The organism is Nitrosomonas eutropha, from assembly GCF_900116685.1.
GTDB classification, from domain to species: Bacteria; Pseudomonadota; Gammaproteobacteria; order Burkholderiales; family Nitrosomonadaceae; genus Nitrosomonas; species Nitrosomonas eutropha_A.
Genome location: NZ_FPBL01000003.1, coordinates 50,458 through 64,708, shown reverse-complemented (window position 1 = coordinate 64,708; position 14,251 = coordinate 50,458). Strand labels below are relative to the sequence as shown.

General features: G+C 46.3%; 15 protein-coding genes. 14 read left to right on the top strand and 1 reads right to left on the bottom strand.

The features are described 5' to 3' along the window. The first annotated feature begins 44 nt into the window (after window positions 1-44). Both BM331_RS04875 and BM331_RS04870 read left to right on the top strand, forming a co-directional pair. Window positions 45-371 carry a c-type cytochrome gene (locus tag BM331_RS04875; RefSeq protein ID WP_074927599.1) on the top strand — a complete coding sequence of 109 codons (327 nt, stop codon included), beginning with the start codon at window positions 45-47 and terminating at the stop codon, window positions 369-371. Between the two features lie 32 nt (window positions 372-403). Next, on the top strand, window positions 404-730 hold the full coding sequence (locus BM331_RS04870) for a c-type cytochrome (RefSeq protein ID WP_074927597.1): 327 nt from the start codon (window positions 404-406) through the stop codon (window positions 728-730). A gap of 67 nt (window positions 731-797) precedes the next feature. Here BM331_RS04870 and BM331_RS04865 read toward each other — a convergent pair whose 3' ends face one another. Further along, window positions 798-1,235, bottom strand: a complete 438-nt coding sequence (locus BM331_RS04865) for a DUF1841 family protein (protein ID WP_074927594.1) — start codon at window positions 1,233-1,235, stop codon at window positions 798-800. A 1,320-nt stretch (window positions 1,236-2,555) separates the two neighbouring features. Here BM331_RS04865 and rimP point away from each other — a divergent pair. From rimP to BM331_RS04805, 12 genes are all read left to right on the top strand, one after another. Next, window positions 2,556-2,987 carry a ribosome maturation factor RimP gene (gene rimP / locus BM331_RS04855; protein ID WP_074927590.1) on the top strand — a complete coding sequence of 144 codons (432 nt, stop codon included), beginning with the start codon at window positions 2,556-2,558 and terminating at the stop codon, window positions 2,985-2,987. 52 nt (window positions 2,988-3,039) lie between these two features. After that, window positions 3,040-4,512 carry a transcription termination factor NusA gene (gene nusA / locus BM331_RS04850; protein ID WP_074927587.1) on the top strand — a complete coding sequence of 491 codons (1,473 nt, stop codon included), beginning with the start codon at window positions 3,040-3,042 and terminating at the stop codon, window positions 4,510-4,512. A 118-nt stretch (window positions 4,513-4,630) separates the two neighbouring features. Further along, complete coding sequence (gene infB / locus BM331_RS04845) at window positions 4,631-7,291, top strand: translation initiation factor IF-2 (protein ID WP_074927585.1); 2,661 nt, start codon at window positions 4,631-4,633, stop codon at window positions 7,289-7,291. Window positions 7,292-7,343: 52 nt separating this feature from the next. Further along, entirely contained in the window at window positions 7,344-7,703 is a 360-nt protein-coding gene (gene rbfA / locus BM331_RS04840; protein ID WP_074927826.1) for a 30S ribosome-binding factor RbfA, read from the top strand. Between the two features lie 80 nt (window positions 7,704-7,783). Further along, window positions 7,784-8,767, top strand: coding sequence for a tRNA pseudouridine(55) synthase TruB (truB, locus tag BM331_RS04835; protein WP_074927584.1), 984 nt, complete (start codon window positions 7,784-7,786; stop codon window positions 8,765-8,767). Between the two features lie 110 nt (window positions 8,768-8,877). Beyond that, a complete protein-coding gene (gene ccmA / locus BM331_RS11840; RefSeq protein ID WP_177217837.1) occupies window positions 8,878-9,492 on the top strand; it encodes a cytochrome c biogenesis heme-transporting ATPase CcmA in 615 nt (204 codons plus the stop codon). A 6-nt stretch (window positions 9,493-9,498) separates the two neighbouring features. Further along, window positions 9,499-10,158, top strand: a complete 660-nt coding sequence (ccmB, locus tag BM331_RS11835) for a heme exporter protein CcmB (RefSeq protein WP_177217836.1) — start codon at window positions 9,499-9,501, stop codon at window positions 10,156-10,158. 102 nt (window positions 10,159-10,260) lie between these two features. Continuing rightward, window positions 10,261-11,004, top strand: a complete 744-nt coding sequence (gene ccmC / locus BM331_RS04825) for a heme ABC transporter permease CcmC (RefSeq protein WP_074927582.1) — start codon at window positions 10,261-10,263, stop codon at window positions 11,002-11,004. Beyond that, window positions 10,968-11,183, top strand: coding sequence for a heme exporter protein CcmD (ccmD, locus tag BM331_RS04820; RefSeq protein ID WP_371265334.1), 216 nt, complete (start codon window positions 10,968-10,970; stop codon window positions 11,181-11,183). Before ccmC ends, ccmD begins: the two co-directional genes overlap by 37 nt. Then, window positions 11,180-11,629: a cytochrome c maturation protein CcmE gene (gene ccmE / locus BM331_RS04815; RefSeq protein WP_074927578.1), complete on the top strand. Its 450-nt coding sequence runs from the start codon at window positions 11,180-11,182 to the stop codon at window positions 11,627-11,629. Before ccmD ends, ccmE begins: the two co-directional genes overlap by 4 nt. Before the next feature lie 41 nt (window positions 11,630-11,670). Then, on the top strand, window positions 11,671-13,725 hold the full coding sequence (locus tag BM331_RS04810) for a heme lyase CcmF/NrfE family subunit (protein ID WP_074927576.1): 2,055 nt from the start codon (window positions 11,671-11,673) through the stop codon (window positions 13,723-13,725). Beyond that, complete coding sequence (locus tag BM331_RS04805) at window positions 13,722-14,246, top strand: DsbE family thiol:disulfide interchange protein (protein ID WP_074927574.1); 525 nt, start codon at window positions 13,722-13,724, stop codon at window positions 14,244-14,246. Before BM331_RS04810 ends, BM331_RS04805 begins: the two co-directional genes overlap by 4 nt. Window positions 14,247-14,251 lie beyond the last annotated feature (5 nt).

Sequence of the window (14,251 nt, the reverse complement as noted above, 5' to 3'; positions counted from 1 at the left end):
CACCCATCGTTTAAAGTTCGCTTTTTTGAGAGGAGGATGCAAAAGTGAAAAAGGCAGCTGCCGTCAAACTACTTATCGCTTCTGGCTTGATTCTGTCGTTTTCCGGTGTGGCAGATGCAGCTGGAAGTACTGATTCGGTTAAAAGCAAGATCGCCATGTGCCAGGGCTGCCATGGTATTGAGGGATATCGCACTGCATATCCGTTTGTTTACCACGTGCCAAAACTTGGCGGACAACACCTGCCTTACCTGGTCAAGGCGTTAAAAGATTACAGATCCGGAGAGCGTAATCATCCGACAATGGTTGGCATTGCGGGAACACTTTCTGATGAGGATATTGATGCTCTGGCTGCTTATTACGCTGGCAATTGATCATTCTTCTTAATCTAAGGGATATAAATAACATGAAAAGCTATTTGGTGGCCGCAGTCAGCGGGGTAATATTTCTTCTGGCGGGGCAGGTGATCGCAGCAGATATCGATGCTGGCAAAAAGAAGGCTGAGGAAGTTTGTTCGTCCTGTCATGGTGTAGATGGCAATAGCCCGGTGCCGATGTTTCCGAAAATTGGCGGCCAGCCCAGAACCTATATTGCAAAAGTATTAAAAGATTACAAATCAGGTACGCGTAAAGACCCGGTGATGGCCGGTATGGCGGCTGCTCTGAGTGCAGATGATATCGAAAATCTGGCATTTTATTATTCCAGTCAATCGGGTCTGCAAGTTAAAAGATAATATTGCCTCGCATACTGGGTGGGGTGATGAGCGGAGCGTGTCTGGTGGCAGAGGCACATTCCGCTTTTTATTTGTTTCCGATCTGCTTGTCCATGCATTCCAGATAAATACTGGCATCGGGGGGTGATTGGTTGCGCTGAGATTGCCAGAGCATTTCTGCAAGACAATCCATCGTGTGGTGCATCGCTTCATGCTCGTCCCCTTGTAGCTTAGTTTTCAGTTGTTCGAAACGCTGAAGAATACCGGTTGGCTGATTGATGGCAAGCTGCTCCCGGATGGCGATGTGCATACTCATATGCAGGAAGGGGTTTATTTTGCCCTGTTCAGGTGGATAATCCTTGTCAAGATAACGTTCGGTGTCCTGCAGTATGGAATGATATTCCGGGTGCTGCAGGATAACTTCCACTGCTATGGTTTCCATGCCGGATAGTGGTTCTCTTTGTTGATATTTGTGCCATGTATCAAAGAACAGTTGTCGTGCCTGGTTTCTTGTGGGATTGAACATTACCGTGAATCCTGCAAAAATTCTAATATCTGCGTTTGCATATGAAGACAGACAAGACTGTTATCTGCTAAAAGTGATGGTGGATTTATCTTGATGCCTGGTTACTCGACATAATAAAGCTGGTGAAGCTTTAATGACGGAGGTAATTGCCCCACGGAGGAAGCTGTTGTTGTTGTTCCGGGTAAAATACATGAAATATTAATAATTCGTGAATTTTCTGACTTTATTGATCAAGATACAATATAGCACCCCCGCTTCCTGAGAACGTGGTTATTCATAGCAGATTTTTCTTTGCGAATTTCTTATGAGATCGTGTTTTGGCTAGATTTTATTGAGATTCATCTGGAGCTGATGACAGCAGATAGCAGATAGCAGGTAAATGGCCGACGAGAAGCTGTAGTCGGTCCTGTCGCTGCGTAAAGCAATACGCTTGGACTCTTCCAAAGAAACTTTCTGTGAAATGGCGCTATTTGTACATTTCCGAATCAATGGCAAGGAAGTTTTTGCGTCGGTTTATCTGAGAATCTGTTCAAGACCTCGATCAAGGGATGCAGTGCAAGGCAAAATTAAACTCAAAAAATGCTCACATACTTCAAGTATGCTCCGCTTTCTCGTTTAATTTCAACGTCATAATGCGCCCTTCAGTGAGATATTGAACAGAGTCTGAGAGCTCGTCCCTGGTAGTCCTGCTGCTGTAACACTTGAATACACCAACCTTGCTCCAGTCCTGCAAATGCTGAAGAGGTCGTGCCCCATTTGCCAAATGCAGCTGGTAATTCGCACCAGAGACTGTCTGTACGTATCTCCCACATCCACAAACTGGCGATTGTTCGTGCCACTGCATCCCGAATCGCCTGCTTTGCCCAAATAATGGTGCTCCATCTTTGCCTACTGTGTCTTTGTTCATGTCAGTCGAATATTTATACGTGAATTGAACCTCAATAATCCATTAGAAATCCATAGAAGATACACAGAATTTACGCCTGATGGACAATTTGGGTTGAGGCACAGCCCGCATACATCAGATACTAAATCTCTACAGGCCTTAGCCTCGACGGTTATTTGGCGAAGATTGGGGCCCAGTCGTTTTTGCGTTTGCAAAGTGCAGAAGGTATCGATCCTGAATTGGAGTGTTTGAGGCCGATATTTATGTCGGCGGGATCGATTGCTTCAATGTATGTTTTAGATGAAACTCGTGATAACTTGTTGGAAACATTGGTGTAAAATAAATTTCTGTTTTTATGAACTGTAATCCTTGCTATAATACAAATGTGTTTCGAGGGTGGGCTGGTTAGCCCATTTTTTATTTGTGGTGGGGCTATGTCATTGTTTGAGCTGCTCGAGCCAACGATTGCTGGTCTGGGGTATGAGCTGGTTGATATTGAACAATCTACTCCAGGCAGATTGTTGCGGGTGTTTGTAGATAAAAAGGATGGGGCGATAACGCTTGATGACTGCGTTGCTGTTAGTAATCATTTAAGTCAGCTGCTGGCTGTAGAGAATATTGATTACAACCGGCTTGAGGTTTCATCACCGGGCTTGGATAGGCCTTTGAAAAAAAGGGCTGATTTTGTCCGTTTTGTGGGGGAGTCTATCCGGATCAGGTTGCGAATTGCTTTGCAAGGGCAAAGAAATTTTGTGGGGATACTGACCGAAGTGGGGGATGATGCCCTGGTGTTGAATGTTGACGGAAAGTTGTTGCAGTTTGAATTGAAAAATCTGGAAAAGGCCCGGCTGATTCCAAGATTGTAATTCGGGTAAATCTGTCGATGGATTTAAGGTTGAAAAATAGGGCTGGAGGAATATGAGCCGCGAGATTTTACTGTTGGTCAATGCTTTGGCGCATGAGAAGAATGTGGATAAAAACATTGTTTTTACTGCACTCGAAATGGCTCTGGCTTCTGCTGCCAAGAAGCATACCCGGGATGATATTGATGTGCGTGTCTCTATCGACCGGGATACGGGTGGATTTCAATGCTTTCGTAGATGGTTGATTGTTGCCGATGATGTAGTGGAGCATCCTGAACGGCAAATTGCACTGGTTGAGGCCGTAAAGCAGAATCCGCAATCTGTTCCGGGTGAATATGTAGAAGAGCTGATAGAGGATGTTACATTTGACCGGATCGGGGCACAGGCCGCGAAGCAAGTTATCTTTCAGAAAATACGCGATGCCGAACGCGAACAGAATTTGAATGATTTTCTTGAGCGCGGGGAGTATCTGGTAAGTGGTGTGATTAAGCGTATGGATCGTGGGAATGCGATCATTGAATTTGGCAAGATCGAAGCAGTTTTGCCGCGTGATCAGATGATTTCGCATGAGAATCTGAGAATGGGGGATCGTGTTCGCGCTTATCTACTCAAAATTGATCGCGCTGTCAGAGGGCCACAACTGGTGTTATCCAGGACTTCAGCAGATTTTCTGGTCAAGTTATTCGAGCTTGAGGTGCCGGAGATAGAGGAAGGTATTCTGGAAATCAGGGCGGCGGCTAGAGATCCGGGTTTCAGGGCAAAAATTGCGGTTAAATCAAATGATGCGCGTGTTGACCCAATTGGTACTTGTGTTGGTATGCGTGGTTCAAGGGTACAGGCGGTTACCGGTGAGCTGGCAGGTGAGCGGGTGGATATTATTCAGTGGTCAGATGATCAAGCTACATTTGTTGTGAATGCGCTGGCGCCTGCTGTGATTAGCAGTATAGTGATGGATGAAGATAAGCATAGTATGGATGTTGTGGTGGATGAAGAAAATCTGGCTCAGGCTATTGGACGAGGTGGGCAAAATGTTCGGCTGGCCTCAGAGTTGACGGGCTGGCAGCTCAATATCATGACGGTGGAAGAATCTCATGAAAAAAGTGAGGAGGAAGCTGCTTCCATTTGCGAATTATTCATGGAAAAGCTTGATGTGGATGAAGAGGTCGGGCGTATCCTGGTAGATGAGGGTTTTTCCACATTGGAAGAAATTGCGTATATTCCAATTGAAGAAATGCTGGAAATCCAGGAATTTGATCATGAGACAATTGAAGAGTTACGTAATCGCGCCCGCAATGCTTTGTTGACGGCTGCAATTGTAACTGAAGAAAAAATAGGGCATGCGTCTGAAGCATTGCTTGCTTTGGAAGGGGTGGATATTGATCTTGTGCGTGAGCTGGCTGCTAAAGGGATCAATACTCAGGAAGAACTTGCAGATCTGGCGGCGGATGATCTAGTCGAGTTGACGGGCGTGGATCTTGATCGGGCAAGTAAAATTATTATTAAGGCGCGCGAACCCTGGTTTACTTGAATTTTGATATAAAGCGAGCGAATCCCGTATCTGTTTCCGGAGCGGGATATGAGTTGGTTAAGGAAATATTGATTGTGTTTTTTATGATTTTTGTTGGATTTGGGGTAAAGGGTTGCTGATGACTCAAATGACTGTAGAGCAATTTGCACATGATCTGGGTATGCTGCCCAATTTGTTGTTGGAACAACTTCAGGCTGCCGGGGTTGTTAAACGTTCCGCAGCGGATTTTGTGACAGAGCAGGATAAGACGCAGCTTCTCGATTATCTGCGTAAATCACATGGTAGTAGTGGATCAAGAGCCAGGATCACTTTGGCGCGTAGACAAACAACAGAGATAAAGCAATCGGATAGTGCGGGAAGGCCTAGAACTATCGAGGTCAAGGTCAGAAAAAAACGGGTGTTGACTACCAAGCAGGATGAATCTGATACGGCCAGTAAAAGAGCAAGTGAAGATGCCTCTCTGAAAGCAGCGGAAGCTCCAGAAGCTGTTCCAGTAAAATCTGTACTTGATGCTGAACAAATCGCTTTGCGTGCTGAAGAAGCCAGAAAAAGATCAGAATTGATTGCACGCCAGGCTGCAGAACTGAAAGAAAAACAGGAAAAACGAAGGCAGCAGGTAGCAGCCCAGACCGAGGTAAAAAAAGAATCTGCCCAGGTGGTGCAAGAACCTGGGTCAGCAACGGTGGCTGTGCCAGGATCTGTAGCTGAAACTCCATCAAAATCTGCTGAAACAACTGCTGCAATTCCCTCTGCTACGATTACGGTAACTACTCAAACGACTCCGGCGGCCAAGGAACGTGCTCCGCAGAAGCCGGCTGTAAAACCGGAAGAAAAAGGCGAGAAGAAAAAGAAGCAGTCTAGACAGCAGGAAGCATGGAAGGATGAGCCAGTTAAGCGTCGTGAATCAAAAGCACGCGGAGATGTATCTGGTGGACAGGAATGGCGCTTGCGCAAAGATAAACACGGCAGGAGCAGGTCGGATGAGTCGCAATCCCAGCATGCTTTTTCAGCGCCAACTGAGCCGGTTGTGCATGAGGTATTGATCCCTGAGACGATTTCGGTCGCTGTACTGGCACAAAAAATGGCGGTCAAGGCGGCTGAAGTTATCAAGGTATTGATGAAAATGGGCAACATGGTGACGATCAATCAGATGCTGGATCAGGAAACAGCCATGATTGTTGTTGAAGAGATGGGGCATGTGGCCAAGATTGCTGCACCGGATAATCCGGAAGCTTTCTTGGAAGAGGTTGATTCATCTCCTGACGAAGCCAGGATGGAATCGCGTGCCCCGGTAGTGACGGTGATGGGGCACGTTGACCATGGAAAAACCTCATTACTGGACTATGTTCGCAGAACGCGTGTTGCGGGGGGGGAGGCCGGCGGCATTACGCAACATATCGGGGCTTATCACGTTAAAACCTCGCGTGGCGTAGTTACCTTTCTGGATACCCCAGGACATGAAGCGTTTACGGCCATGCGTGCTCGCGGTGCCAAAATTACCGATATAGTCATATTGGTAGTGGCAGCTGATGATGGTGTGATGCCGCAGACGATTGAGGCAGTTCATCACGCCAAGGCAGCAAGTATACCTATTGTTGTGGCTGTTAATAAAATGGACAAGCCGGAAGCCAATCTTGAACGTATTAAGCAAGAGCTCGTTAATCATGGCGTTGTGCCTGAAGATTGGGGGGGGGATGCCATGTTTATTGGCGTTTCAGCAAAAACTGGCCAGGGAATTGATGAATTACTGGAGGCTGTTTTATTGCAGGCAGAGGTACTGGAGCTGAAGGCTGTGCGGGACGCGCCGGCGAAAGGAGTGATCATTGAATCACGTCTGGACAAAGGCCGTGGCCCGGTAGCGACAGTTCTGGTGCAGTCCGGAACTTTGAGACGGGGTGATATTGTCCTTACTGGGGCTGTGTTCGGTAAAATCAGAGCGATGCTGGATGAGCGAGGCAAATCCGTCAGTGAAGCGGGCACTTCAATTCCTGTTGAGATTCAGGGGTTGTCTGAAGTTGCTGCAGCAGGTGAAGTGTTTATAGCACTTAGTGATGAACGCAAGGCCAGGGAAATTGCTCTTTTCCGTCAGGGTAAATTCCGCGATGTCCGACTGGACAAGCTTCATGTGGCAAAAATGGAAGATGTGTTCGGCCATCAAGAGGACATCAGTACACTCAACCTGATCATTAAGGCCGATGTACAGGGATCATGCGAGGCACTGGCTTACGCATTGAAGAAGCTGGAAACCGATGAGGTGAAGATTAATATCGTGCATAGCGGGGTCGGAGCAATTATTGAATCTGATATTAATCTGGCTCTTGCATCCAAAGCTGTTGTCATCGGGTTCAACTGTCGTGCTGATTTGGGGGCACGCAAGCTGATTGCTTCAACTGGGGTGGATGTGCGCTACTACAACATCATCTATGAAGCAGTTGATGAAGTTAAAAAGGCCTTATCAGGAATGATGACGCCAGATCGCAAAGAAAAAATCCTGGGTTTGGTCGATATTCGAGAGATTTACCGGATATCTAAAGTCGGTGTCGTGGCTGGTTGTTATGTGCTTGAAGGATTGGTTCGACGCGATGCGCCGGTAAGAGTGCTGCGTGACGGTGTTGTTATACATAGTGGCAGTCTGGATTCTCTGAAGCGGTTCAAGGATGATGTCAAGGAAGTTAAATCTGGTTTCGAATGCGGACTTTCATTGAAGAATTTTAATGACATTCAACAGGGTGATCAGATTGAAGTGTATGAGATTGTTGAAACTGCCCGTGTATTGTGATGCTGTACATCGGGCGCGATGAATGATTCGCCTGATTGAAAAGGAGGTAATCATGCCGAAGGATTTTTCCCGTACCTTACGAGTGGCTGACCAGGTTCAGCGTGAATTGGCCTCATTGATCCAGAATGAAATAATGGATCCGCGAATCGGGATGATAACGCTAACTGGGGTGGAGGTGACGCGGGACTATGCTTATGCCAAAGTCTTTTATACCACGCTGGGAGGTAATGAAAATGCTCAGCTTGTGGGGGAAGGATTGAAGCAGGCTGCAGGATTTCTGCGCAGTCAGCTGGCCGGTAAAATCAGGTTGAGAATTGTTCCGCAGTTACAATTTGTTTATGATGAATCTATCGAACGTGGAATAAAACTCTCCAGATTGATTGATGAAGCCGTAGGTAAAACCTTATCCTGATTGTGGTGATATCTACAGACTTGGCATTTCATGCGGCATGGCGCTATGACCTGGAATTACATTTAGCGAACTAAAATTTTTTGGCCAAACTCTTATCATCAGCAAGATCTGTTCAGCTTAAATCAGTTAACTGTAATGGAGTTTTGTTACTCGACAAGCCTGTTGGTATCTCATCTAATCGGGCGCTTCAGATCAGTAAGCGTTTATTGTCAGCAACAAAGGCAGGCCATACTGGTACATTGGATCCGATGGCACAAGGCTTGCTACCAATCTGCCTTGGTGAAGCCACCAAGTTTTCTTCAGCTTTGCTGAGTGTGGATAAGACCTATACTGCCTCCCTTAAGCTTGGTTATATAAGTAATACAGGGGATGCTGAGGGTGAAATCAGGCAGGTGGCTGAATCTAATGTGTGTCCACCTGATTCCCGGCAAGTGACTGCAATCCTGCAAACCTTTCTTGGCCGATCAAATCAGATTCCGCCCATGTTCAGCGCGCTGAAGCTACAGGGCAAACCACTTTATCGATATGCACGAGAGGGAATTACAATTGAGCGCAAGGCGCGTGAAATTATAATTTATAGTATATCTCTCAATGTTTTATCGGGTTTTGAGATGATAATTACGGTTCGTTGTAGTTCAGGCACCTATATTCGTACACTGGCAGAAGATATTGGAAAGGCGCTTGGCTATGGCGGTGCCTATCTCACGGCGCTTTCCCGTACTGGTGTCGGTCATTTTGATTTATCGCAAGCTTGCAATCTGGATCAGCTCGAATCCGAACAGCCTTTTGATCGCTTGAAATTTTTGTATCCAATTGATAGCCTTTTAAGCGACATCCCTTCTATGGTGTTTGATGACGATGAAGTAGTGCGTTTGCAGCAAGGGCAGAAAATCAGGAAGGACAGATCACACCCCCTGTTTCAGGCCAATACCAAATTAAAGCTATATGATAGAGAGAATGTTTTTCTTGGTCTCGGAGAGTGGGTTGATTCCGAGATCATCGCACCCAGAAGAATGGTTGTGTTGACCGTTGCAGCAGGTGGGTTTGCCGATTCAACAGGTTAGAAAAAAGAGCAGAATGATTTTTATATATCCGAGTACTGGCAGCGCCACTAAGAAATCAGCAATACGCTATAATCTCCAGCTTTTATGATTGCAGCTCAATTATTATTCAGATGCTGACGGCCAGGAACCTGGAGTGTATACGAGGGGAGCATAAACTCTTCAGTAACATTTCCTTCTCAGTAAATCCTGGTGAGCTGATGTTTGTTGGCGGACCTAACGGTAGCGGTAAAACCAGTTTGCTGAGATTATTGTGTGGATTATCGTCGCCTGATAGTGGTGAAATTCTCTGGGATGGAGCGGATATCCGGAAGCTGGGCGGAGATTATCGTGGCATGATGACCTATCTGGGGCATCTGGGTGGTATCAAGGATGATCTGACCGCTATCGAGAATCTGCGGATATCCTGCGCACTGGCTGATTGTGAGATTGATGAAAATCAAGCGGCAGATGCGTTGGGGCGGATTGGGCTAGCGGGGCGTGAGATGCTGCTGGCTAAAGTGTTATCGCAAGGACAGCGCAGGCGGGTAGCTTTGGCGCGTTTGCTAGTGGTGCGAACCAGGTTGTGGATATTGGATGAGCCTTTGACCGCGCTGGATACTGAAGCGGTGAAGCTGATTAAAGAGATACTGGAGCATAATCTGTCGAAAGGAGGCATGGTCGTAATGACCACTCATCAGGAAATTGTCATGACTGCTGCAGCTGTTCATCATTTGACTTTATCCTGATTCGATATGATCTGGTGGATAGTTAAACGGGACTTATTGCTGGCAATGCGCCGGCGCTCCGATGTGCTGACAACGCTATTCTTTTTCATAATAGTTGTCAGCTTGTTTCCATTGGGCGTGGGGCCTGAACCCAACATATTGCGGACAATGGCCTCAGGTGTAGTCTGGGTAGCAGCCTTGCTGGCTTCGATGTTATCACTTGGCCGTATGTTCTCCAGTGATTATGCGGATGGCACCTTGGAGCAAATGCTGCTTTCCCCTGTTTCTCTGGCGGCGCTAGTCACCGGAAAAGCAATATCACACTGGCTGGTAACAGGGATTCCTCTGGTATTGATGGCTCCGATACTGGGGATTCAGTATGACTTGCCTGGAGATGCATTGCTTGTGCTTACACTTTCATTACTGCTGGGAACTCCTGTACTAAGTTTGATCGGTGCAATCGGTGCAGCATTAACGCTGGGATTAAGGGGAGGGGGGGTACTGGTGTCGATACTGGTTTTGCCACTCTACATTCCGGTATTAATTTTTGGGACAGGTGCGGTTGAAGCGAGTAGCGCTGGGATGGAGTTTGGGGCCCATTTTTCGATACTGGGTGCATTTTTGCTGGTTTCTATCGTTTTTTCACCTTGGGCAACAGCCGCCTCTCTCCGGATTTCCATGAGCTAATAGAAAGGATGTATCCGGGAATAATGCTGATGTTGCGTTTGTTGGTATGGCAGTAGAGCGTAATTTTATCTACTGGATCAATTCAGAGAGAATATTCAGAACATGACAATCAACTGGTTTAAATATGCCTCTCCCGCGAGTTTTTACTTTCTGGCGGGCCGGATGGTTCCCTATTTTGCGACTTTGGCAATTATTTTTCTGGTCGTGGGGTTGTATATCGGTTTCTTTGTAGCCCCGACAGACTTTCAACAGGGCGAGGCTTACCGGATTATTTTTATCCACGTCCCGGCTGCCTGGATGTCGATGTTCCTGTATGTGATTATGGCATTCTGGGCCGGGGTGGGATTGGCATTTAATACACGACTTTCCTCCATGGTGGCAAGTGCTATAGCTCCGACAGGTGCTATGTTTGCTTTTCTTGCCTTGTGGACGGGAGCATGGTGGGGAAAGCCGATGTGGGGAACGTGGTGGGTCTGGGATGCTCGCCTGACATCAGAGTTGATTCTGTTCTTTTTATATATTGGTTTTATGTCGCTACAGGCTGCTATTGATGACCCAAAGCGCGCGGACAAAGCTGGAGCGGTCATTGCTCTGGTGGGCGTTGTCAATGTCCCGATTATTTATTTCTCGGTACAGTGGTGGAATACCCTCCATCAGGGTGCTTCTGTTAGCCTGGTTCAATCTCCCAAGATGGCAACTGCCATGTTATCTGGCATGCTGATCATGACCTTGGCAGCATGGATGTATTCAATTGTAATGATTCTGACCCGTACTCGTCTCATCATTTTAGAGCGTGAACGTCATACGGCATGGGTATCAGAGTTGAAGGAAGGAGTATTGGAATGAAGTGGGAGAGCTTGTCTGATTTTTTCGCAATGGGTGGTTATGGCCTTTATGTATGGGGGTCTTATCTTGTTGCGATGATATGCATAATTGGTGAGGTTGTATTGATTCGTGGTCGCAAACGAACTTTATACAAACACTTAGGTCAGAAAAGAAGATCAATTTTGCGAGGAGAGAAATGAAGCCACGTCATAAAAAAATGGCTGTTATTGCGTTGAGTGTCAGTGCATTGGCAGTCTCTGTTGTGCTGGTACTGAATGCATTTCAGAGTAATCTGGTTTTTTTCTTTAGCCCGAGTCAGGTGGCTGCAAAAGAAGCTCCTATTGGAAAAAGCTTCAGGGTGGGCGGACTGGTAGAAGAAGGCTCACTCAAACGGGTTGGGGACGGTACAACCATGAAGTTTGCCATAACGGATACTGCTGAAGTGATTAAGGTAGTTTATACAGGGATTCTTCCTGATCTATTTAAGGAAGGGAAGGGTGTCGTAGCACAGGGAAAAATAGCAGATGATGGTGTTTTCTATGCTGATGAAGTGCTCGCCAAGCATGATGAAAATTACATGCCACCCGAAGCTGCCGCTGCATTGGAGCAAGCGGCCAAAGCACAAAAAACTTCTTTTACACAGTAAATTGTTTGTCCCGTAATTTAAACAAGGAATAATTTTAAACCATGATTCCGGAACTTGGTAACTTCGCCCTCATACTTGCAATGTTGCTGGCCCTGATCCAGGGAACGTTGCCCCTTATCGGTGCGGCACGTGGAATACCTTCGTGGATAGCTTTGGCGCGACCAGTCACGCAGGGCCAATTTGTATTTACTACGATTGCCTTTGGCTGTCTTGCCTATTCATTCTTGAGCAATGATTTCTCTGTATTGAATGTGGCATCTCATTCAAATTCAGATTTGCCTTTACATTTTCGTTTTGCTGCGACATGGGGATCTCACGAGGGTTCCCTATTGCTGTGGGTAACCATACTTGCTGGTTGGTCAGTAGCAGTGAGCGTTTTTAGTCGTCAATTACCGGATGACATGGTAGCTCGTGTTTTAGGCGTTTTAGGGTTAGTTAGTGCCGGTTTTTTATTATTTCTTCTGTTTACTTCCAATCCTTTCGATCGGTTATTACCTGCCGCAATTGAGGGGAATGATCTGAATCCATTGCTGCAAGATCCTGGAATGGTTATGCATCCACCCATGTTATATATGGGATATGTAGGCTTTTCAGTCGCGTTTGCATTTGCAGTTGCGGCACTACTTAGTGGGCAGCTGGATGCCGCTTGGGCGAGATGGTCGCGTCCCTGGACGATCGTTGCCTGGATGTTCCTGACTATTGGCATCATGTTCGGTAGCTGGTGGGCATACTATGAACTTGGCTGGGGTGGTTGGTGGTTCTGGGATCCGGTTGAAAATGCATCGTTCATGCCTTGGCTGGTAGGTACAGCTCTGATCCATTCACTGGCAGTGACTGAGAAACGTGGAAGTTTCAAGAGCTGGACGATATTATTGGCAATTACTGCTTTTTCACTGAGTTTGTTAGGAACTTTCCTGGTGCGTTCAGGTGTTCTTACTTCCGTACATGCTTTCGCAACTGATCCGGCACGCGGGATATTTATCCTGGTTTATCTATCTCTGGTAGTAGGATGTTCATTAACGCTGTTTGCATGGCGCGCTTCCAAAGTGGGTTTGGGTGGTAACTTTGAGATTGTTTCGCGCGAAACTGCCTTGCTTGCTAATAATGTATTACTGCTGGTTGCGGCAGGTAGTGTGGTATTGGGTACACTTTATCCTCTTCTTATTGATGCGCTTGATCTGGGGAAAATTTCCGTTGGCCCTCCCTATTTTGAGGCGGTTTTTGTGCCTTTAATGGCGCCAGCCATTTTTCTGATTGGGCTAGGGCCAGTTGCTCGCTGGAAGAAAGCTAGTCTGCCAGCCTTGACAATATTATTGAGATGGGCATTTGTGGTGAGTTTAGTGGCTGCAGGGATTATGCCGTTCATTATGGGTGAATGGAAACCCATGGTCAGTTTTGGATTACTGCTGGCTTTCTGGGTTGTAACCAGTATATTCGTTGGTATTAAGCACCGACTCCAGAATAGCGGGGAAGGTGGGTTGATCACTAAACTGGTGAAACAGCCAAGAAGCTATTATGGTATGCACTGTGCACACTTCGGTATCGCAGTGTTTGTTATTGGCGTTACACTGGTTAACGGCTATGAAACTGAAAAAGATGTGCGTATGGAAGTAGGTAGTACCGTAACGCTTAAAGGTTACACATTTCAATTTAATGGAACGAAATCAGTTCCTGGCCCTAACTACAATGCGTCTCAGGGACAGGTTGAGGTGTTCAGGGAAGGTAAGAAAATAAGTGAGTTATTCCCTGAGAAAAGAACCTACACTGCGTCAGGTATGCCAATGACCGAGGCTGATGTTGATATGGGGTTTCTGCGTGATCTGTATGTGGCACTGGGTGAACCATTGGAAAATGGCGCCTGGATAGTACGGGTTTATCACAAACCTTTTGTTAACTGGATCTGGTTTGGTTGCATATTGATGGCTCTGGGAGGGGCTCTATCTGTCAGTGATCGACGTTACCGTCTTGCCATTAGCAAAAAATTTAGCCGTAAGGCAACTACAAGATCTGTGATATCTGGTACTGAAAACGCACCTTCCGAAGGTGTTATGGTTACCAATTCCATTTCTCTTTCGGAGGAAGGTGGTAAGGCATGATGCGTTTTCTACTGCCTCTCGCGGTATTTATAATATTAGTAGTTTTTCTGGGGATTGGTTTGACTTTGAATCCACGTCAGGTGCCATCCCCATTAATAGATAAACCAGCACCGGTTTTTCATCTGCAACAACTCTATGATTCCAGTAAGACGCTTTCATCCAAGGATAATCTTGGAAAAGTATGGATGTTAAATGTCTGGGCATCTTGGTGTGTGGCTTGTCGTGATGAGCATCCTGTACTGGTAGAACTTTCAAAACTGGGTATCGTTCCGATTTATGGTCTGAATTATAAAGACCAGCGCGATACTGCCATGCAGTGGCTTAGACAGTATGGCAATCCTTATGAAACCAGTATCGTCGATGCGGACGGAAAAGTTGGTATTAATTACGGAGTTTATGGCGTACCAGAAACTTATGTGATTGATAAACAAGGTATTATCAGATATAAGCATATTGGCCCAGTAACGGTGGAATCACTAAAAGAAAAAATTCTTCCTTTAATCAAAGAACTGAAGAGTTGAGTTGG

Bases quoted from the DNA above. Each gene is read 5' to 3' on its own strand.
- BM331_RS04870 (WP_074927597.1), top strand. From the start codon at position 404: ATGAAAAGCTATTTGGTGGCCGCAGTCAGCGGGGTAATATTTCTTCTG.
- BM331_RS04865 (WP_074927594.1), bottom strand. From the start codon at position 1,235: ATGTTCAATCCCACAAGAAACCAGGCACGACAACTGTTCTTTGATACA.
- rimP (WP_074927590.1), top strand. From the start codon at position 2,556: ATGTCATTGTTTGAGCTGCTCGAGCCAACGATTGCTGGTCTGGGGTAT.
- nusA (WP_074927587.1), top strand. From the start codon at position 3,040: ATGAGCCGCGAGATTTTACTGTTGGTCAATGCTTTGGCGCATGAGAAG.
- infB (WP_074927585.1), top strand. From the start codon at position 4,631: ATGACTCAAATGACTGTAGAGCAATTTGCACATGATCTGGGTATGCTG.
- rbfA (WP_074927826.1), top strand. From the start codon at position 7,344: ATGCCGAAGGATTTTTCCCGTACCTTACGAGTGGCTGACCAGGTTCAG.
- ccmA (WP_177217837.1), top strand. From the start codon at position 8,878: ATGCTGACGGCCAGGAACCTGGAGTGTATACGAGGGGAGCATAAACTC.
- ccmB (WP_177217836.1), top strand. From the start codon at position 9,499: ATGATCTGGTGGATAGTTAAACGGGACTTATTGCTGGCAATGCGCCGG.
- ccmC (WP_074927582.1), top strand. From the start codon at position 10,261: ATGACAATCAACTGGTTTAAATATGCCTCTCCCGCGAGTTTTTACTTT.
- ccmD (WP_371265334.1), top strand. From the start codon at position 10,968: ATGGGTATCAGAGTTGAAGGAAGGAGTATTGGAATGAAGTGGGAGAGC.
- ccmE (WP_074927578.1), top strand. From the start codon at position 11,180: ATGAAGCCACGTCATAAAAAAATGGCTGTTATTGCGTTGAGTGTCAGT.
- BM331_RS04810 (WP_074927576.1), top strand. From the start codon at position 11,671: ATGATTCCGGAACTTGGTAACTTCGCCCTCATACTTGCAATGTTGCTG.
- BM331_RS04805 (WP_074927574.1), top strand. From the start codon at position 13,722: ATGATGCGTTTTCTACTGCCTCTCGCGGTATTTATAATATTAGTAGTT.